Below are 17,376 nucleotides of genomic sequence, written 5' to 3' on the forward strand. Positions count from 1 at the left end.
AGTCGTTACCGTGCTCACGCGCGGGCCGGCGCCGGCTTTTGCCGCGCCGATGCCGGCAGGCCCGCGGTCTTGCGCCGCCAGTTCTCCAGCGACAGCGGCAATTCTTCCGCGGCCTCGACGCGGTTGCGGCCGCTGCGCTTGGCCTGATAGAGCGCGGTGTCGGCCGAGGCCAGCAGCACCTCGAGCTCGGTCCCCGCGGGTCCACCGGCCACGCCGATGCTGACCGTGGTGTCGACCGCGCCGTCCTCGCAGGTGATGTTGCTGTTCTCGAACGCCTCACGCACGCGCTCGGCGACCAAGACGCCCTCCTCCAGCGAGCAAGGCAGCAGCGCCGCGAATTCCTCGCCGCCGATCCGGCCCGACAGGTCGCTGATCCTGAGGCTGCTGACCACCACGGCGGAGAACAGTTTCAGGATCTCGTCACCGGCGGGATGGCCGAACCGATCGTTGATCGACTTGAAGTGATCGATGTCGAAGATCATCACGGTGACCGGCCGGCCGGCAACGGCCTCCCGCTCGATCACCCGCGTGCAGGCCTCGGTGAAGCCGCGGCGGTTGAGCATCCCGCTCAACGGATCGATCGACGCGGCGGTCTTGTGCACGGCCACCGCGCGGTCCGACACCATCATGAAGATCACGAACACCGTGCCGATCGCGTACAGCACGAGCTCGATCGAGAACAGCGTGACCCAGAAGCTGCTGACGAAATTCTGGCCGTTCAGCCGCAGCACGTCGCCGACCAGGATCGGCAGCATCAGGACGCAGCCATGCGCGACCGGGATCGCGATCGCAATCCAGCGCCTCTGCATCGCGCGGCGGCGCTCGCTCCAGAGTTCGGAGGCGGTCAGCGCGGCGTAGATCGCGACGATCCCGGCGCCGATCGTCAGGCGCATCGCCGGATCCGCGATTGACGTCACGGCGCCGATCCACACGATCGGGCCGAGCACGAGACCCGGCAGGTTGGCCTTGCGGCCGTGGAAGATGCGCGCGGCATTCCAGACCATGCCGCAGGCGGCGAAGCCGATCGCATTGAGGCCCAGCAAAACGAGCGGATCGAGCGTCGAGCTGCCGACCGTCCACAGCGCGACGGAGGCCGCACCGAGCAGATAGGCGGTGCCCCACCATTTCAGCGCCGGAATGTTCTCCTGCCTGCCGAACAACCAGAGCATGGCGCCGAGCATGCCCGCGACCATGGTGGCGAACAGATAAAGCGTCGATGGATCGAACGACATAGTGTCACCCCAGCCCGGTGATGCAACGTTCGCAGGCGCAAATAATACGGTGATGCAGCGCCAGTGCGAGCCCGCAAGCTAGAAGGCCCGAGTTCCAATTTCGTTTGCACGCACACGCAAGTTTTCATGAAAAACTACGCTAATTCGCGTCGAAGCACGCCCGGTCGAGCGCAGCAAAAAGGGCGCCTCGCGGCGCCCTCTGCAACTCGATGCACGCGGCAATTGCCGCGAATTTGACAACTCGAATTAGCGCTTCGAGAACTGGAAGGACTTGCGGGCCTTGGCCTTGCCGTACTTCTTGCGCTCCACCGTACGGGAGTCACGGGTCAGGAAGCCGCCCTTCTTGAGGACGCCGCGCAGCTCGGGCTCGAAGTTGGTCAGCGCCTTCGAGATGCCGTGTCTGACCGCACCGGCCTGGCCGGACAGACCGCCGCCGGCGACGGTGCAGATCACGTCGTACTGACCGTTACGGGCGGCAGCGACCAGCGGCTGCTGGATCATCATGCGCAGCACCGGGCGGGCGAAGTAGATTTCGATGTCGCGGGTGTTGACCGAGATCTTGCCGGCGCCCGGCTTGATCCAGACTCGGGCGACAGCGTCCTTGCGCTTGCCGGTGGCGTAAGCGCGGTTGAACTTGTCGACCTTCTTGACGTACTTCGGCGCGTCGTGAGCCGCCGGCTTGACCTGCGAGAGCTGGTCGAGGGACTGCAAAGTATCGGACATTATGCGGCCCTCGTGTTCTTGCGATTCAGGGAGGCGATATCGACCTTCTCGGGGCTCTGGGCCTCATGCGGATGCTCGGCACCCGGATAGACGCGCAGATTGCCCATCTGCATGCGGCCGAGCGGACCGCGCGGGATCATGCGCTCGATCGCCTTCTCGACGATGCGCTCGGGGAAACGACCCTCGAGGATCTGCTTCGCGGTGCGCTCCTTGATGCCACCGATGAAGCCGGTGTGCTTGTAGTAGACCTTCTGGTCGCGCTTGCGACCGGTCAGCACCACATGCGCGGCGTTGACGATGATGACATTGTCACCGCAATCAACATGCGGGGTGTAGGTGGGCAGGTGTTTGCCGCGCAGGCGCATCGCGACGAGCGTGGCGAGACGACCGACGACCAGACCCTTGGCGTCGATCACGACCCACTTCTTCGTCACTTCGGCGGGCTTGGCCGAGAACGTGCTCATGTGTGAAATCCGTGAAAAGGAAATCGGCACCGTATGCGCCGAACTGGCGGCTTTCTAGAGAAGGTGCGGCCGCGCGTCAACGTGGATGCGCGCGATTTAGATTAGCGAAAACAATAGCTTGTAAATATGGTGCAATAATACCGCAAAAAAGCCTATTGATTTGGAATGGAATAGGTCGCCGTGACATGGGCGATCGGATCGGGCGAGGTGCCGGACAGCAGGTTCACTTCACCAACCGCAAGCCGCTTGCCGAGCTTGAGCAGCCTGGCCACCGCGAGCACGTCCTGCCCCGGCTGCCCCTTGCGCAGGAAGTTGATGTTGAGGTTGGTAGTGACGGCAAGGCCGATCGGCCCGATCGCCGACAATAGCACCACATACATCGCGAAATCCGCCAGCCCCATCAAGGTCGGTCCGGACACCGTGCCGCCCGGTCGCAGCATGCGCTCGCTGAAGCGCTGGCGCAGCAGGGCCGTCTCGCCGTCGGCGCTTTCGATCCTGATGTCGTCGTGGGTGAATGCCTGCGGAAATTCCTTGCGCAGGAACTCCTCCAGATCAGCCACGCTCATTTTCGCAATCGCCATGCCACCCCTGCCCTCGCTTCAGCCTGCCTGTTACATTAAGTTGTCATACAGACCAAAGTGGAATTTCACCATGTCCGCCCAAGCCGCCCGCGCGGAAGCGCCGCAACACCCGCCGATCCTGCTGCGCGAGACCGTCGGCAGTATCGCGCTACTGACGCTCAATCGCCCCGCGGCGCGCAATAGCCTCTCCGAGGGCCTGATCGGCGAGGTGCACGCGGCGCTGAACGATATCGGCGGTGACAAGAGCATCCGGGCCGTCGTGCTCGCCGCCAACGGCCCGGCCTTCTGCGCCGGCCACGACCTCAAGGAGCTCTCCGCACGTCGCACCGACGCCGACCGCGGCCGCGCCTATTTCGCAGAGATCATGAACGCCTGCAGCGCGATGATGCAGGCGATCGTGCACCTGCCGAAGCCGGTGGTCGCCTCCGTTCAGGGCATCGCCACCGCGGCGGGCTGCCAGCTCGTCGCGAGCTGCGACCTCGCGGTCGCCTCCGAAGCGGCGGCGTTTGCGACGCCGGGCGTCGACATCGGGCTGTTCTGCTCGACGCCGATGGTGGCGCTGTCGCGCAACGTGCCGCGCAAGCAGGCGATGGAGATGCTGCTAACCGGTGAACCGGTCTCGGCGGCAACGGCGCAGAGCATCGGCCTCGTCAACCGCGTGGTGCCGGCCGGCATCGAACGCGACGCCGCGATCGCGCTGGCGCAAAAGGTCGCGCTGAAATCGGCCTACACCATCAAGCTCGGCAAGGAGGCGTTCTATCGCCAGGCCGAGATGAGCCTCGCGGACGCCTATCGCTTCGCGGCCGAGGTGATGACCGAAAACATGATGGCGCGCGACGCCGAGGAAGGCATCGGCGCCTTCATCGAGAAGCGCGATCCAAAGTGGCAGGACAAGTGACTTCCCGTCATTGCGAGCGAAGCGAAGCAATCCATCGCACCACCAGGAAGCATGGATTGCTTCGTCGCTTCGCTCGCAATGACGCAACTGAAAAAGACCGGCAATGAATCACGACGCCTACGACGACAACTACATCCGCAGCATCCTGAACAACGTGAAATCGATCGCGATGGTCGGCGCCTCGCCGGTCAATGTGCGGCCGAGCTATTTCGCATTCAAATATCTGGCGCAGCGCGGCTACGACATGATTCCGGTGAATCCCGGCCATGTCGGCAAGGCGCTGATGGGCAAACCGTTCGTCGCATCGCTCGCGGACGTCGATCGTCCGATCGACATGATCGACATCTTCCGCAATTCGAGCCACATCATGCCGGTGGTCGAGGAGGCGCTGAAATTGTCGTCGCTGCCGAAGGTGATCTGGATGCAGCTCGGCGCACGCGACGATGCCGCCGCCGAGAAGGCGGAAGCCGCCGGTCTCAAGGTGGTGATGAACCGCTGCCCGAAGATCGAGTATGGCCGACTGTCGTCGGAGATCTCCTGGATGGGCGTCAATTCGCGCACGCTGAGTTCCAAGCGCGCACCGATCCCGACGCAGGGCATGCGGCTGTCGCTCAACCGCACGAGCTTTGGCGGCGGCCAGACTGCGGCATCCGACCGCGCCGCAAAAAACAAAACCGAGACGAGCTGACGTTTCAGCGGAATAATCGTCGCGATCATCCGGTCAAGCGCAGCATACCCGTTTCAAACCGCGGCGCGCGCGACGACGCGGCTTGACGGCGAGCGTCGTCGCCATCAGCATGCCGCGCGTTTCGACCAGGCCACAACAGGACACAAAGAATGACCGATCGCCTTCCGGGATTTTCCACCCTCGCCGTGCACGCGGGCGCACAGCCTGATCCCACTACCGGCGCACGGGCGACGCCGATCTACCAGACCACGTCATTCGTCTTCAACGACGCCGACCATGCGGCTTCGCTGTTCGGCCTGCAGGCATTCGGCAACATCTATACCCGCATCGGCAATCCGACCAACGCCGTGCTTGAGGAGCGCGTCGCAGCGCTCGAAGGCGGCACGGCGGCACTTGCGGTTGCCTCCGGCCACGCCGCGCAGCTCGTGGTGCTGCAGCAGCTGATGAGGCCCGGCGACGAGGTGATCGCGGCGCGCAAGCTCTACGGCGGCTCGATCAACCAGTTCACCCACGCCTTCAAGGCGTTCGGCTGGAACGTGGCCTGGGCCGATCCCGACGATATCGCTAGCTTCGAACAGGCGGTGACGCCGCACACCAAGGCGATCTTCATCGAATCGATCGCCAATCCGGCCGGCAGCATCACCGACATCGAGGCAATCGCCGCCGTCGCGCGCAAGGCCGGCGTGCCGCTGATCGTCGACAACACGCTGGCCTCGCCCTATCTGATCAAGCCGATCGACCATGGTGCCGACATCGTCGTGCACTCCCTGACCAAGTTCCTCGGCGGCCACGGCAACTCGCTCGGCGGCATCATCGTCGACGCCGGCACCTTCGACTGGTCGAAGGACAACAAATATCCGATGCTGAGCGAGCCGCGCCCGGAATATCACGGCATCCGGATCCAGGAGACCTTTGGCAATTTCGCCTTCGCGATCGCCTGCCGCGTGCTCGGCCTGCGCGACCTCGGTCCCGCGCTGTCGCCGTTCAACGCCTTCATGATCCTCACCGGCATCGAGACGCTGCCGCTGCGCATGCAGAAGCACTGCGACAATGCCAAGGCGGTGGCGGAATTCCTCTCCACCCACCCGGCAGTTTCAGCGGTGAACTATGCCGGCCTGCCCGGCGACCGGTACAACGCCCTGCAGCGCAAATACGCGCCGAAGGGCGCCGGCGCGGTGTTCACCTTCAGCCTCAAGGGCGGCTACGACGCGGGCGTCAATCTGGTGTCGAACCTGAAGCTCTTCTCGCATCTTGCGAATGTCGGCGACACCCGCTCGCTGGTGATCCACCCGGCCTCCACCACCCATAGCCAGCTCGATGACGCCGCCAAGGTGAAATCGGGTGCGGCGCCCGAGGTGGTGCGGCTGTCGATCGGCATCGAGGACAAGGAAGACCTGATCGCGGACCTCGACCAGGCCCTGCGCGCTTGACCCTACCATTGTTCCGGAGTGGTGTGCCCGCATCGCTCCGGTAGCCTTGCCCAAAGCGACCGTTTCGTTAACGCTTAATGCCGACGGGTCTCTCGTTAACGCTCAATCCGGCATAAAGTGGCAGTGATAGGCTCCGGATGATTCGGGAGACCATTGATGCTGCGCTGGATATTGCCGCTCGCGATCGCTCTGTTTGCGGTTTCGCCCGCTGACGCCGCCGACGGCCCTGTCGTCACCAAACGCGCCACCGTCAAGGCTGCGCGCCAATTGCCGCCGGGTCTGCCGCGCCGGCACTACGCCTACCGCACCACCATCACACAGCCGACCTATGTGCGGCGCGGACGCCAGCTCGTGGTGGTCGAGCCCGAAGTGATCCCGCTCAACGCAGAGCCGTATATCCCGTTCGTGCCGGGCGAACCGCTGCTGCCGGGGTCATCGTCGCTGCCCGGCTACTACGGCAACTGGCATTCCTACAACTATTTCGGCCCGTACTACGGCGGCGCCTATGTCGATTACTGGGACCGCCTGCCCTACGCCTGCGGCGTCTACGGCTACTGCTAGCCCGGGACGCGCGCGTGGCCAGATCGCCGCAGAAGAAAACCAGCGCACCGGCTTCGGGCAACGCGGTGACCGCCGACCTCGTCGCGGTGCTGGTCGCCGTGACCGACGGCACGCCGAAGATCATGACCATCGCCGGCGGCTCCGCGCTGCCGAGCGGCCCGTTCGAGTTCACCCACCGTTCGCTGCAGACCGCGCTGCGGGCCTGGGTCGAGGCGCAGACCGGCCATCCGCTCGGCTATGTCGAGCAGCTCTACACCTTTGCCGACCGCGGCCGGTCCGGCGACGCCAGGACGCCGCATAGCGTCTCGATCAGCTATCTCGGCCTGACCCGCGAGCACCAGGTCGGCGAAGGCTTTGAGGCGCATTGGTCCGGCTGGTACGGCTATTTCCCCTGGGAGGATCATCGCGCCGGCACGCCGGTCTGCCTTGCGAAGATGATCGCGCCGAAGCTGAAGACGTGGGCGAAGGCGGCCCCGTCACCAACGCTGCAGCGCGAGCGCTGGCAGCGCTGCGCGATCACCTTCGGTCTCGATGACCGCGACTGGAACGAAGAACTCGTGTTGCAGCGCTACGAGCTGCTGTACGAGGCGTTGCTGATCCCGGAAGCCGGGCGCGCGCATGAGCGCGAGGCGCCGATCGTGCCGGGCAAGCCGATGACGGCGGATCATCGCCGCATCCTCGCGACCGGAATCGCGCGGCTGCGCGCCAAGATCAAATACCGTCCGGTGGTATTCGAACTGATGCCGGCCGAGTTCACCCTGCTGCAACTGCAACGCAGTGTTGAGGCACTCGCAGGCCGGCTGGTTCACAAGCAGAACTTCCGCCGGCTCATCGAGCAGCAGGAACTCGTTGAAGAGACTGGCGCAATGGCCGCCGATACCGTCGGACGGCCGGCCAAGCTGTTCCGCTTCCGCCATGCCGTATTGGCCGAACGGGCCGTCGTCGGCACCAAGCTTCCGCTTTCGCGCACTTGACACGCCTTATGCTCAGGATAAGTATAAGCCATCTTATGCTCAAGGAGAGTATAAATGGTTACACCCGATACCGATCTGCTCACCCGCACCGCGCCGCTCTATGAGCGCGTCAAGCGCGTCATCCCGCCGTTCGAATGGGCCACTTTCGCCGAGGATGTCGATGCGATCCTCGAACTGAAACGCCGCCGCAACGCGGTGGTGCTGGCGCACAACTACCAGACCCCGGAGATCTTCCACGGCGTCGCCGATATCGTCGGCGACAGCCTCTTGCTCGCGCGTGAAGCGACCAAGGTCGACGCCGACATCATCGTGCTCGCGGGCGTGCACTTCATGGCCGAGACGGCGAAGCTGTTGAACCCGGCCAAGACCGTGTTGATCCCCGACCTCAAGGCCGGTTGCTCGCTGGCGGATTCCATCACGGCACAGGACGTGCGGCTGATGCGCGCGCGCTATCCGGACGCGCCCGTGGTTGCCTATGTCAACACATCGACCGCGGTGAAGGCGGAGTCCGACATCTGCTGCACGTCAGGCAATGCGCTCAAGGTGGTTGAATCGCTCGGTGCCGAGCGCGTCATCATGCTTCCGGATGAATATCTCGCGCAGAACATCGCCAAGCAGACCAGCAAGAAGATCATCGCCTGGAAGGGCCATTGCGAGGTGCACGAGCTGTTCACCGCCGATGACGTGCGTCAGCTGCGTGAAAATTATCCCGACGTCACCATCCTGGCGCATCCGGAATGCCCGCCCGAGGTCGTCGCCGAAGCGGACTTTTCGGGGTCGACGGCTGCGATGCAGTCGTTCGTCGAGACCAAACGTCCGCCGCGCGTCGTGCTGCTGACGGAATGTTCGATGAGCGACAACATCGCGGCCCGCAATCCCGATGTCGACTTCGTCCGCCCCTGCAATCTTTGTCCGCACATGAAGCGGATCACGCTGAAGAACATCCGCCACGCGCTGGAGACCAATCAGCACGAGGTCACGATCGACCCCGCGATCGCCGATCGCGCGCGCAAGAGCGTCGAAAGGATGCTGGCAATATGAGGACCGATATCCCCGATCTCAACGGCCGCCCGGTGATCATCGGCGGGGGCGCCGCGGGACTGATGACCGCGCTTCAGCTCGCGCCCGAGCCGGTCGTGCTGCTGTCGAAATCACCGCTCGGCGCCGAAGCATCCAGCATGTGGGCGCAGGGTGGCCTCGCCGCGCCGGTCGGCGCGGATGACACTCCTGCCCTCCATCTCGCCGATACCCTTGCGGCTGGCGCCGGCCTCTGTGATGCGGCTGCGTCATCCCGGATCGTTCATGCCGCGCCTGCCGCCGTGGAGCATCTGGCCGAGCTCGGCGTCGCCTTCGACCGGCGCGCCGACGGCAGCTGGCGTCTCGGGCTCGAGGCCGCGCATGGCCGCAACCGCATCGTGCACGCCACCGGCGACGGCACCGGCCGCGAGATCATGCGGGCGCTGATCGCCGCGGTCCGCCAGACGCCGTCGATCACCTTGCTGGAAGGCGTCGAGGCGCGGCGGCTGCTGGTCGAGGACAATGCGGTCAGGGGCGTGCTCGCAACCAACGACCGCGGCGCGTTGACGATCGCGACCAACCGCGTCGTGATCGCGACCGGCGGCATCGGCGGGCTGTTTTCAGACAGCACCAATCCAGGCGGATGCTTCGGCCAAGGGCTCTCGCTCGCAGCGCATGCCGGCGCAAAGTTGTCGGACATCGAGTTCATCCAGTTTCATCCGACCGCCTTCGACGGGCCGTCGCGGCCGATGCCGCTGCTGACCGAGGCGATCCGCGGCGACGGCGCGACCCTGATAGACGAGACCGGCCAGCGCTTCATGGCCGATCAGCACGGCGCCGAGCTCGCACCACGCGACATCGTCGCACGCGCCGTCTGGCGCCATCGCGCCGCGGGACATCGCACCTTCCTCGATGCGCGCAAGCATCCGGGCGCGGATTTCGCGCAGCGCTATCCCGTGATCAGCGCGTTCTGCAAGATGGCCGGTATCGATCCCGCCAGCGATCCGATCCCGATCCGGCCGGCGGTCCACTACCACATGGGCGGCATCGCGGTTGACGGCCATGGCCGCAGCACGGTGCAAGGCCTGTGGGCCTGCGGCGAGGCTGCGCGCACCGGGCTGCACGGCGCCAATCGGCTCGCCAGCAACTCGCTGATGGAAGCGATCGTCTGCGCGCGCTGGATCGCCGAGAGCATCGAAGGCGTCAGCGCAGGTCCACGCGCGATGCTGAGCGACGAGGTCATGTCGCCCGCCGCCGATCCTTCCGCCGTGCGTCCGATCCTCACCCAGGGGCTCGGCGTGCTGCGCGACCGCGACGGCATCGCACGCGCGATCCGCGGCCTCTATCCGCTCGCGCGCAGTCCGAGTGCGGCATCCGACGCAGCATTGGTCGGACTAATGATCGCGGTTGCCGCCATCAGACGTGAGGAAAGCCGCGGCGGTCATTTCCGCACCGATTTCCCGCACACCGCTTTGTCGGCGGCGCCGTCTTCCCTCACCCGTGACGAGGCGCTCGCCGCCGCGCACGACATCGTTGAATCCAAGCTACCAGCCAGGAGTGCCCGCTCATGACCCTCAATCCCCTGTTGCCGCTGCTGTATGAACCGATCGTGCAAACCGCCTTGCGCGAGGATCTCGGCCGCGCCGGCGATATCACGGCGGACGCCATCGTGCCGGCCAGCCAGCAGGCCCGGCTGGTGATGCGGGCGCGGCAGCCCGGCGTGATCGCCGGGCTCGACATCGCACGGTCAGCCTTCCAGACGGTGTCGCCGGCGATCGAGCTGCGCGCCGAGCGGCCCGACGGCAGCGCGCTCGAACCCGACCAGGTGATCGCGATCATCGACGGTCCGGCGCGCAGCCTGCTCACCGCCGAGCGGACCGCGCTCAACTTTCTCTGCCATCTGAGCGGCGTCGCGACCGCGACCGCCACGCTCGTCAAGGCTGTCGCTGGCACGCGCGCACAGATCGTCTGCACCCGCAAGACCACGCCCGGACTGCGTGCGCTGGAGAAATATGCGGTGCGCGCCGGCGGCGGCGGCAATCACCGTTTTGGGCTCGACGATGCTGTGCTGATCAAGGACAACCACATCGCGCTCGCCGGCGGCATCCGCCCTGCGATCGAACGTGCCAAGGCCAATACCGGTCATCTCGTGAAGATCGAAGTCGAGGTCGACACACTGGCGCAGCTTGAAGAGGCGCTGGCACTCGGCGTCGACGCGGTTCTGCTCGACAACATGACGACCGAGCAGCTCAGCCAGGCGGTGGCGATGGCGCGCGGCAAGGCGCTCACCGAAGCCTCCGGCCGCATCACGGCTGCGACCGCCGCGGCGATCGCCGCCACCGGCGTCGATCTGATCTCGGTCGGCTGGGTGACCCACAGCTCGGCCGCCCTGGATATCGGGCTCGACTATCTGTCCTGACGGACTAAAGGGATTGGCCGACCGGAACGAGGGTCGGCTGGTCCCGCTCCGTCCGCCGCGCCGCGAAGCGCTCGGCCTGCAACACCGCCAATGTCAGCACGACGATCGCGACCGCCTGGTGCGCTAGCGCCAGATCGATCGGCACCTGATGCAGCAGCGTCAGGATGCCGAGCGTCGCTTGCAGCGTGATCGCCGCAACCAGCCACCAGGCCCCCGCGATGACCACACTTCCGGCGCGTGCACGCACCGCATCGATCGCATGCGCGATCGCCAGCGCGAACAGCAGGTAAGCGGTCATGCGATGCTCGAACTGCACCGTCAGCGTGTTGTCGAACAGATTGCGCCACCACGGCGTCTCGAACCACAGCCGGTCAGCCGACGGAATCAAGCCGCCGTCGATCTCGGGCCAGGTGTTGTAGACCCGCCCCGCGCGCAGGCCCGCGACCAGCGCGCCGAAATAGAGCTGAACGAAGGTGAGCACGAGCAGCACGGCGCTCGTGATCTTCAGCCTGAGCGGCGCGATCACGGGCGGACGGTCCGTCAAGCGCCGCAGCGTCCAGACGATCGCCGCGAAGATCAGGAGCGCCAGCACCAGATGCGTCGCCAGCCGATACTGCGACACCTCGACGCGCTCCGAGAGGCCGGACGCCACCATCCACCAGCCGACGCCGCCCTGCAGCGCACCGAGACCGAAGATCACCCACAGCCGCCGGCCGAGTTCGCCGCTCACCGCGCCGCGCCACAGGAAATACAGGAACGGCAGCAGATAGGCGGCGCCGATCACCCGGCCGAGCAGCCGGTGGCTCCACTCCCACCAGAAAATCGTCTTGAATTGCGTGAGCGTCATCCCGGCGTTGAGCTCGCGATATTGCGGGATGGTCTTGTAGCCCTCAAAAGCCTTCATCCACTGCGCCTCGGTCAGTGGGGGCAGCGCGCCGGTCACCGGCTTCCATTCGACGATCGACAGGCCGGACTCGGTGAGCCGCGTGGCGCCGCCGACCAAGACCATCAGCGCGATCAGGGCGGCGACCGCGATCAGCCAGACCCTGACGGCGCGGAGCTGCGATGGTTGTGCGGAAATACCGGCCATTTCGCCCTGACTTGATTGGATTTTCGGGCCCCTTATAGTCCGGCCCGCAAGCGGCGCAAGCGCTGCCGAGATCACGAGTCATACATATCCGCCATGGCCATACGCACCCGCAAATTGCTCGGAACCATCGCCCTGCTCATCCTGGTCGTGGTGTGGTCGCTGCTCGGCATGACGGTCGCCCAGACCCCGTGGCTCGCCAATTCGGGGCTGCTGCAGGCGATCTTCTACGTCGTCGCTGGCCTCGGCTGGGTGCTGCCGGCGATGCCGATCGTCTCCTGGATGTCGCGGCCCGACCGCGCCTAGATCGCGCCCTCGTCGCGCGCATGCCGCGTCGGCCGCACCGGCGCGAACATCACGCCCGAGAGCAGCACGCGCATCATCCGCAGCGACCGCACGCGGCCGTCCCATGCGATGCGCGGCAATGCGTGAAGGTTGGTGCGCCCCTGCGCCTCGACCACACCTGAGATGGTCGACACCGCGCTGGCGAAGCCGGCCTCCTCGGCCATAACGACATGCGGACGGCGGAACGCTTCGCGGTCCCCGAAGGGGAATGCGAAATGCTTGATCTGTCGCCGCAGCGCGCTCTCGGCAACCGCCTTTCCCATCGCGATCTCGCGCTGCGCATCGGCATCCCTGAGGCTCGACAGGGCGGAATAGTTCACCGTGGCGCTACCGAACGTCACGTTCGGATCAGCCGCAAGCTTCGCCAGATCCTGCCAGTCGAGCGACGCGCCGCGTGACAATTGCGCCGCATCGGCCGAATAGCGCCGGCCGAGATCGTTCACCGCATAGGACAGATCAGACGGCGACAGCTTGCGCAGCCAGCCGGACAGGAAGTCGAACAGCTCGTATTTGTCCGACAAGCTCGAGACCACGAAGTGTCGTTCCCTGCTGTCGATCATCAGGCTGATGCGGCTCTCGCGCGCGATGATGTCCTCGAGCACCAGCCACCACGCCGTGCCCACGCCGTCCGGGAAAGCCGTCGGCAGATAGAGGGTGAAGGGGACGCCGTGTCTGGCGAGCACGGGATAGCCATGTGTGACGATGTCCTTGGTCGCACCATCGAAGCTCAGGCAGACAAAGCGGCGGCGCTCCGGCAAGGTCACCGCGCGGCGGCAGGCCTCTTCGATCCCGACGATGTCGTACTTCCAGCGCTTCAGCGCGCGGATGGTGCGATCGAGGAATGCCGGCGTGATCTCCTGGGATTTCAGCGGCTGGAACCGGCCCCGGCGCGAAGGCCGGACGCGCGCGAAGCGCAGGATCACTCCGGCGCCCCCGGCCTCGTGTTCCCGCAGCCTGAAGGCGCCGCTGAAATAGGCGAGCTCCATCCGGGCCCGCCGCAAAATCCCGTTGTCCGGCGTCAATATCCCCGCCTCTGCCCGGCGGTTCCCACACCCCGCCGCGGCATTGTTATTACTCTTTGTTGACATTTCCCTGCGAAGGTCGGCCGCAGCCGAGACCTGTAAATCAATACCTTAAAAAATTTGGGCTCCGAAATGATCATGGCGGCGGCAGTTGAAGGCCAGACGGCGGGGACGCGACCATGGCCGAACGCAATCCGCGTCGCCGGCGTCGACATCTTTCATGACCTCACTGCGGCCGAGGCGACCTGGCGCAGTCTCGAGACACCGCAACACAGTTACACGCCCTATCAGCGCTTCGATTTCCTCGCCAACTGGCAGCGCCAGGTCGGCGAGCGCGAGGGCCTGCGGCCCTTCATCGTCGTCGCCCATGACAGCGAACGCTGTCCGCTGCTGCTGTTGCCGCTCGTCATCGAGTCTCGTCTGGGCGCGAACTGCGCGGGCTTCATGGGCGGCAAGCATGCGACCTTCAACATGGCGCTGTACGACAAGGACTTCGCCGCCAACGCAACCGAGGCCGACATCACGGCGCTGACCGGATCGATCGCCGAGCGGTCTCGCGTCGACGCGCTCGTGCTGTGTCAGCAGCCGCTGCGCTGGCAGGATCAGCCCAATCCGCTGGCGTTGCTGCCGCACCAGGCTGCGGTGAACGACTGCCCGCTGCTGGTGATCGAGCCCGACGCAGCACCGGCGGCGCTGATCAGCAACTCGTTCCGTCGCCGCCTCAAGGGCAAGGAGCGCAAGCTGCAGGCGCTGCCCGGCTACCGCTATCATGTCGCGGCCGACAGCGCCGACGTCTGCCGCCTGCTCGACTGGTTCTTCCGCGTCAAGCCGCAGCGCATGGCCGAGCAGAAGCTACCCGACGTGTTCGCCGAGCCCGGCGTCGAGCAGTTCATTCGCAGCGCCTGCCTCGCGCCGCGCGCCGACGGCAAGGGCTACGCGATCGACATCCACGCGCTGGAGTGCGACGAGGAAGTGATTGCGATCTTCGCCGGCGTCTCCGACGGTCATCGGTTCTCGATGATGTTCAACACCTACACGATGTCGGCCAATTCCAAGTTCAGCCCCGGCCTGATCCTGATGCGCGACATCATCGACCGCCATGCCGGCCTGAACTACCGCGCCTTCGACCTCGGCATCGGCTCGGACGAGTACAAGCGGCTGTTCTGCAAGGACGACGAAGCGATCGTCGACAGCTTCATTCCGCTCAGCCTGCGCGGCAAGCCGGCGGCGAGCGCGCTGTCGGCCATCGGCTGCGCCAAGCGCGCCGTGAAGCAAAATCCGGCGCTGTTCGAAATCGCGCAGAACCTCCGCAGCATGTTCCGCTGAGCCTCAGCTCGCCGCTTCACCCTGCTCAGCGCCGCCACTCGGTACGCCGAGCCGCCTCATCGCGTCGAACAGCAGCGCCGCGGCAGGTGACAGCGCACGCTTGCGCAGCTTGATCATGCCATAATTCTCCAACAGGAGCCGGTCGCGAAGACGCAGCATCTTGAACCGCTGCGGGTCGACCAGATCGAACACCAGCATGGGAACCGGCACGATCGCGTCGATGCCGGCGGCGATTCCAACCGAGGCAAAGAACGACTCGGTGTTGATGACCCGGCGCGGCGGCGTCACGCCGCGGCTCATGAACAGCCTCTCCAGCGCCTGGCGCATGAAGGACTCCCGCGGCTGGCAAATCCACTGCTGGTCGGCCATGTCCTCCAGCTCGATGGTCTCGCGGCCGGCCAATGGATGCTCAGCACGAACCAGCAGCACCGCCTCTTCTGCGCCGATCTCATAATAGTCGAATTGGCGGGGGTCGATGCCGGCCGGAATTCTGGCGACGACGAAGTCGAACTCGAGCGCGAGCAGACGCGTGATCAATGGCGGGCTGGTGCTGACATCGAGCGAGATGTTCACCCGGTTCAGCTTCTCGCCGAGATACTGGATCACGTCGACGACCAGGTCGATGCTGGGTTTGGCGACTGTTCCGACGGAGACGGTGCCGAGCTCGCCGGACTTGTAGCCCGCGAACTCGTCGGTGACTTGGTCGAGATCGGCCAGCACGCTCTTGCCGCCGCGAATCAGGATCGAGCCATAGGCGGTGGGCTCGACGCCGCGCGCCGTTCGTTCAAACAGGGGAACCCGCGCCAGCGCCTCGATTTCGGCGAGCATCTTCGATGCCGCAGACTGGGTGATGTTCAACCGCTCGGCCGCCAACTGCAGCTTGCGCTCATTGTCGAGAGCGACCAGCAGGCGCAGCTGGCGTAATTTCAGGTTATTGATCACGGCCTGCTACCATCCTGCCCGGCAAGGGCCTCTTCGTTCCGATTAGATCGGAACGGGGCGCCAGATTCTGTCTTGACGCGCTTTCTTTGCGCGAACCGGTGTCCACTTCGCTGGAAAACGCTCTGGGGTTCCCGCGCTTATACCGCGGTGCATCATGACAGTTTCGCCGTGGCTCCATTCCCAAATGCCATTAGTCACGCGGCTGTCGATTACACAACAATGAATGCAATACTTGCAAGGGCAAGGCGACGGACCGCTGCGGGTGCACCACCCCGGGCAGCGTGATTACCGTGCGCCAAAGCGAAAAACCGGAAGGGATGGGAACGATGAGCGACGATGTCGAGAAGCGCGCAATCGGAAAGATGATGCGGCGGCTGATCCCGTTCCTCATCCTGTGTTACTTCGTGGCCTATCTCGATCGCGTCAATGTCGGCTTCGCCAAGCTGCACATGAACACGGCGCTTGGCCTCAGCGAAGCCGCCTACGGGCTCGGCGCGGGCCTGTTCTTCGTCGGCTACTTCTTCTTCGAAGTGCCCTCCAACATCCTTCTGGAACGGTTTGGCGCGCGGCGCTGGATCGCCCGCATCATGATCAGCTGGGGCATCGTCTCGGCGGCATTCGCGTTCATCCCGCAGATGTCCGCGGCGAGCGGTCTCTCGAGCGAATGGATCTTCTACTTCCTTCGCCTACTGCTCGGCGCCTGCGAGGCCGGCTTCTTCCCCGGCATCATCTTCTATCTGACGCTCTGGTTCCCGACGATCTATCGGGCCCGCGTCATCAGCCTGTTCATGCTCGCGATCCCGATCTCGAGCATCATCGGAGCGCCGATCTCGGGCCTGCTGCTCAACCTGTCCGGAGGGGGTCTGACCGGGTGGCAGTGGCTGTTCATCTGCGAAGCGCTGCCGTCGGTCTTGGTCGGCTTCGCGGTGCTCGCCCTCCTGCCCGACTTCCCGCGTCAGGCGAGCTGGCTGCAGCCCGACGAGATCAAATGGGTCCAGAACACCCTTGAGTTCGAGCGGCAGAAGAAGGAAGCCGTGGAGCACATCTCGGTGTTGCAATCGCTCACCGACTCGCGCGTGCTGGCCTGCGCCTTAGTCTACTTCTGCCTCAACGCCGCCAGCTACGGCGTCGCGTTCTTCCTGCCCACCATCATCAAGGCATTTGGCGTCACCGACACCCAGACCGGCCTGATCGCGGCGCTACCCTTCGTATTCGGCGCGGTCGGCATGGTGCTACTCGGCCGCCATTCCGACAAGACTGGTGAGCGGCGCTACCATGTCGCCGGCGCACTGGTGCTGGCGGCTGTCGGAATAGGCCTGGCCGGACTGGTCTCAAGCCCGGTGCTGATCATCGGCCTGCTCTGCCTCGCGCAGATCGGCGTTTCGGCGGTGCCGCCGATGTTCTGGCCGATGCCGGCCAGCATTCTGAACGGCGCCTCGGCCGCGGCCGGCATTGCCGCGATCAACTCGCTCGGCAATCTGTCGGGCTTCGCGGGCCCGTTCGCGATGGGGTACCTGAAGGACCTGACCGGTGGATTCACCGCAGGCCTGCTGCTGCTCGCGGTCGTCGGATTGATCGGCGCGCTGGTCACGATCAGGCTGCGGATCGATCCGGTCCTCGAGCGATCAATGCGCGAGCCGATGATGGCGCACTGAGGCGCCATCACG

At 65.2% G+C, this 17,376-nt stretch carries 18 protein-coding genes; 11 read left to right on the forward strand and 7 right to left on the reverse strand.

The window, feature by feature from the left end; all coding sequences use genetic code 11:
- Positions 1–14: 14 nt before the first annotated feature.
- The 4 genes from HAP47_RS23325 to HAP47_RS23340 all read right to left on the reverse strand — a co-directional run bounded on the left by HAP47_RS23325 (position 15) and on the right by HAP47_RS23340 (position 3,000).
- The gene (locus HAP47_RS23325) at positions 15–1,232 is read right to left on the reverse strand and encodes a GGDEF domain-containing protein (protein WP_173642589.1); all 1,218 of its coding nucleotides are present in this window, start codon (positions 1,230–1,232) and stop codon (positions 15–17) included.
- A gap of 246 nt (positions 1,233–1,478) precedes the next feature.
- Positions 1,479–1,955, reverse strand: a complete 477-nt coding sequence (rpsI, locus tag HAP47_RS23330; RefSeq protein WP_173642588.1) for a 30S ribosomal protein S9 — start codon at positions 1,953–1,955, stop codon at positions 1,479–1,481.
- The gene (gene rplM / locus HAP47_RS23335) at positions 1,955–2,419 is read right to left on the reverse strand and encodes a 50S ribosomal protein L13 (protein ID WP_173642587.1); all 465 of its coding nucleotides are present in this window, start codon (positions 2,417–2,419) and stop codon (positions 1,955–1,957) included. Before rplM ends, rpsI begins: the two co-directional genes overlap by 1 nt.
- Before the next feature lie 152 nt (positions 2,420–2,571).
- A complete protein-coding gene (locus tag HAP47_RS23340) occupies positions 2,572–3,000 on the reverse strand; it encodes a PaaI family thioesterase (protein ID WP_173642586.1) in 429 nt (142 codons plus the stop codon).
- Positions 3,001–3,070: 70 nt separating this feature from the next.
- Here HAP47_RS23340 and HAP47_RS23345 point away from each other — a divergent pair, with 70 nt between their 5' ends.
- The 8 genes from HAP47_RS23345 to nadC all read left to right on the forward strand — a co-directional run bounded on the left by HAP47_RS23345 (position 3,071) and on the right by nadC (position 10,987).
- Positions 3,071–3,898 (forward strand): enoyl-CoA hydratase, encoded by an 828-nt coding sequence (locus HAP47_RS23345; RefSeq protein WP_173642585.1) that lies wholly within the window; start codon positions 3,071–3,073, stop codon positions 3,896–3,898.
- Positions 3,899–4,001: 103 nt separating this feature from the next.
- Positions 4,002–4,586: a CoA-binding protein gene (locus HAP47_RS23350; protein ID WP_173642584.1), complete on the forward strand. Its 585-nt coding sequence runs from the start codon at positions 4,002–4,004 to the stop codon at positions 4,584–4,586.
- A gap of 149 nt (positions 4,587–4,735) precedes the next feature.
- Positions 4,736–6,016, forward strand: a complete 1,281-nt coding sequence (locus HAP47_RS23355; protein ID WP_173642583.1) for an O-acetylhomoserine aminocarboxypropyltransferase — start codon at positions 4,736–4,738, stop codon at positions 6,014–6,016.
- Between the two features lie 156 nt (positions 6,017–6,172).
- Positions 6,173–6,577, forward strand: a complete 405-nt coding sequence (locus HAP47_RS23360) for a hypothetical protein (RefSeq protein WP_173642582.1) — start codon at positions 6,173–6,175, stop codon at positions 6,575–6,577.
- A gap of 14 nt (positions 6,578–6,591) precedes the next feature.
- On the forward strand, positions 6,592–7,551 hold the full coding sequence (locus HAP47_RS23365) for an NUDIX hydrolase (protein ID WP_173642581.1): 960 nt from the start codon (positions 6,592–6,594) through the stop codon (positions 7,549–7,551).
- A gap of 54 nt (positions 7,552–7,605) precedes the next feature.
- Positions 7,606–8,592, forward strand: a complete 987-nt coding sequence (gene nadA, locus HAP47_RS23370) for a quinolinate synthase NadA (RefSeq protein ID WP_173642580.1) — start codon at positions 7,606–7,608, stop codon at positions 8,590–8,592.
- Positions 8,589–10,139 (forward strand): L-aspartate oxidase, encoded by a 1,551-nt coding sequence (locus tag HAP47_RS23375; RefSeq protein ID WP_173642579.1) that lies wholly within the window; start codon positions 8,589–8,591, stop codon positions 10,137–10,139. Before nadA ends, HAP47_RS23375 begins: the two co-directional genes overlap by 4 nt.
- On the forward strand, positions 10,136–10,987 hold the full coding sequence (gene nadC / locus HAP47_RS23380; RefSeq protein WP_173642578.1) for a carboxylating nicotinate-nucleotide diphosphorylase: 852 nt from the start codon (positions 10,136–10,138) through the stop codon (positions 10,985–10,987). Before HAP47_RS23375 ends, nadC begins: the two co-directional genes overlap by 4 nt.
- 4 nt (positions 10,988–10,991) lie before the next feature.
- Here the strand turns inward: nadC and HAP47_RS23385 are convergent, their stop codons facing one another.
- Positions 10,992–12,077, reverse strand: coding sequence for a COX15/CtaA family protein (locus tag HAP47_RS23385; protein ID WP_173642577.1), 1,086 nt, complete (start codon positions 12,075–12,077; stop codon positions 10,992–10,994).
- Positions 12,078–12,170: 93 nt separating this feature from the next.
- Here HAP47_RS23385 and HAP47_RS23390 point away from each other — a divergent pair, with 93 nt between their 5' ends.
- Positions 12,171–12,380 carry a DUF2842 domain-containing protein gene (locus tag HAP47_RS23390; RefSeq protein WP_050400909.1) on the forward strand — a complete coding sequence of 70 codons (210 nt, stop codon included), beginning with the start codon at positions 12,171–12,173 and terminating at the stop codon, positions 12,378–12,380.
- On the opposite strand, the gene HAP47_RS23395 is transcribed toward HAP47_RS23390, so the two are convergent.
- Positions 12,377–13,405 carry a polysaccharide deacetylase family protein gene (locus HAP47_RS23395; protein ID WP_173642576.1) on the reverse strand — a complete coding sequence of 343 codons (1,029 nt, stop codon included), beginning with the start codon at positions 13,403–13,405 and terminating at the stop codon, positions 12,377–12,379. The genes HAP47_RS23390 and HAP47_RS23395 overlap by 4 nt on opposite strands.
- A gap of 168 nt (positions 13,406–13,573) precedes the next feature.
- Here HAP47_RS23395 and HAP47_RS23400 point away from each other — a divergent pair, with 168 nt between their 5' ends.
- On the forward strand, positions 13,574–14,767 hold the full coding sequence (locus HAP47_RS23400; RefSeq protein WP_173642575.1) for a GNAT family N-acetyltransferase: 1,194 nt from the start codon (positions 13,574–13,576) through the stop codon (positions 14,765–14,767).
- Positions 14,768–14,770: 3 nt separating this feature from the next.
- On the opposite strand, the gene HAP47_RS23405 is transcribed toward HAP47_RS23400, so the two are convergent.
- Complete coding sequence (locus HAP47_RS23405) at positions 14,771–15,709, reverse strand: LysR family transcriptional regulator (protein WP_173642574.1); 939 nt, start codon at positions 15,707–15,709, stop codon at positions 14,771–14,773.
- A 317-nt stretch (positions 15,710–16,026) separates the two neighbouring features.
- On the opposite strand from HAP47_RS23405, the gene HAP47_RS23410 reads away from it, so the two are divergent.
- Entirely contained in the window at positions 16,027–17,364 is a 1,338-nt protein-coding gene (locus HAP47_RS23410) for an MFS transporter (RefSeq protein WP_173642573.1), read from the forward strand.
- The last annotated feature ends 12 nt before the right edge of the window (positions 17,365–17,376 follow it).

This window comes from Bradyrhizobium sp. 41S5 (assembly GCF_011516665.3).
In the GTDB taxonomy this organism is placed as follows: domain Bacteria; phylum Pseudomonadota; class Alphaproteobacteria; order Rhizobiales; family Xanthobacteraceae; genus Bradyrhizobium; species Bradyrhizobium quebecense.

Bases quoted from the DNA above. Each gene is read 5' to 3' on its own strand.
- HAP47_RS23325 (WP_173642589.1), bottom strand. From the start codon at position 1,232: ATGTCGTTCGATCCATCGACGCTTTATCTGTTCGCCACCATGGTCGCG.
- rpsI (WP_173642588.1), bottom strand. From the start codon at position 1,955: ATGTCCGATACTTTGCAGTCCCTCGACCAGCTCTCGCAGGTCAAGCCG.
- rplM (WP_173642587.1), bottom strand. From the start codon at position 2,419: ATGAGCACGTTCTCGGCCAAGCCCGCCGAAGTGACGAAGAAGTGGGTC.
- HAP47_RS23340 (WP_173642586.1), bottom strand. From the start codon at position 3,000: ATGGCGATTGCGAAAATGAGCGTGGCTGATCTGGAGGAGTTCCTGCGC.
- HAP47_RS23345 (WP_173642585.1), top strand. From the start codon at position 3,071: ATGTCCGCCCAAGCCGCCCGCGCGGAAGCGCCGCAACACCCGCCGATC.
- HAP47_RS23350 (WP_173642584.1), top strand. From the start codon at position 4,002: ATGAATCACGACGCCTACGACGACAACTACATCCGCAGCATCCTGAAC.
- HAP47_RS23355 (WP_173642583.1), top strand. From the start codon at position 4,736: ATGACCGATCGCCTTCCGGGATTTTCCACCCTCGCCGTGCACGCGGGC.
- HAP47_RS23360 (WP_173642582.1), top strand. From the start codon at position 6,173: ATGCTGCGCTGGATATTGCCGCTCGCGATCGCTCTGTTTGCGGTTTCG.
- nadA (WP_173642580.1), top strand. From the start codon at position 7,606: ATGGTTACACCCGATACCGATCTGCTCACCCGCACCGCGCCGCTCTAT.
- HAP47_RS23375 (WP_173642579.1), top strand. From the start codon at position 8,589: ATGAGGACCGATATCCCCGATCTCAACGGCCGCCCGGTGATCATCGGC.
- nadC (WP_173642578.1), top strand. From the start codon at position 10,136: ATGACCCTCAATCCCCTGTTGCCGCTGCTGTATGAACCGATCGTGCAA.
- HAP47_RS23385 (WP_173642577.1), bottom strand. From the start codon at position 12,077: ATGGCCGGTATTTCCGCACAACCATCGCAGCTCCGCGCCGTCAGGGTC.
- HAP47_RS23390 (WP_050400909.1), top strand. From the start codon at position 12,171: ATGGCCATACGCACCCGCAAATTGCTCGGAACCATCGCCCTGCTCATC.
- HAP47_RS23395 (WP_173642576.1), bottom strand. From the start codon at position 13,405: ATGGAGCTCGCCTATTTCAGCGGCGCCTTCAGGCTGCGGGAACACGAG.
- HAP47_RS23400 (WP_173642575.1), top strand. From the start codon at position 13,574: ATGATCATGGCGGCGGCAGTTGAAGGCCAGACGGCGGGGACGCGACCA.
- HAP47_RS23410 (WP_173642573.1), top strand. From the start codon at position 16,027: ATGGGAACGATGAGCGACGATGTCGAGAAGCGCGCAATCGGAAAGATG.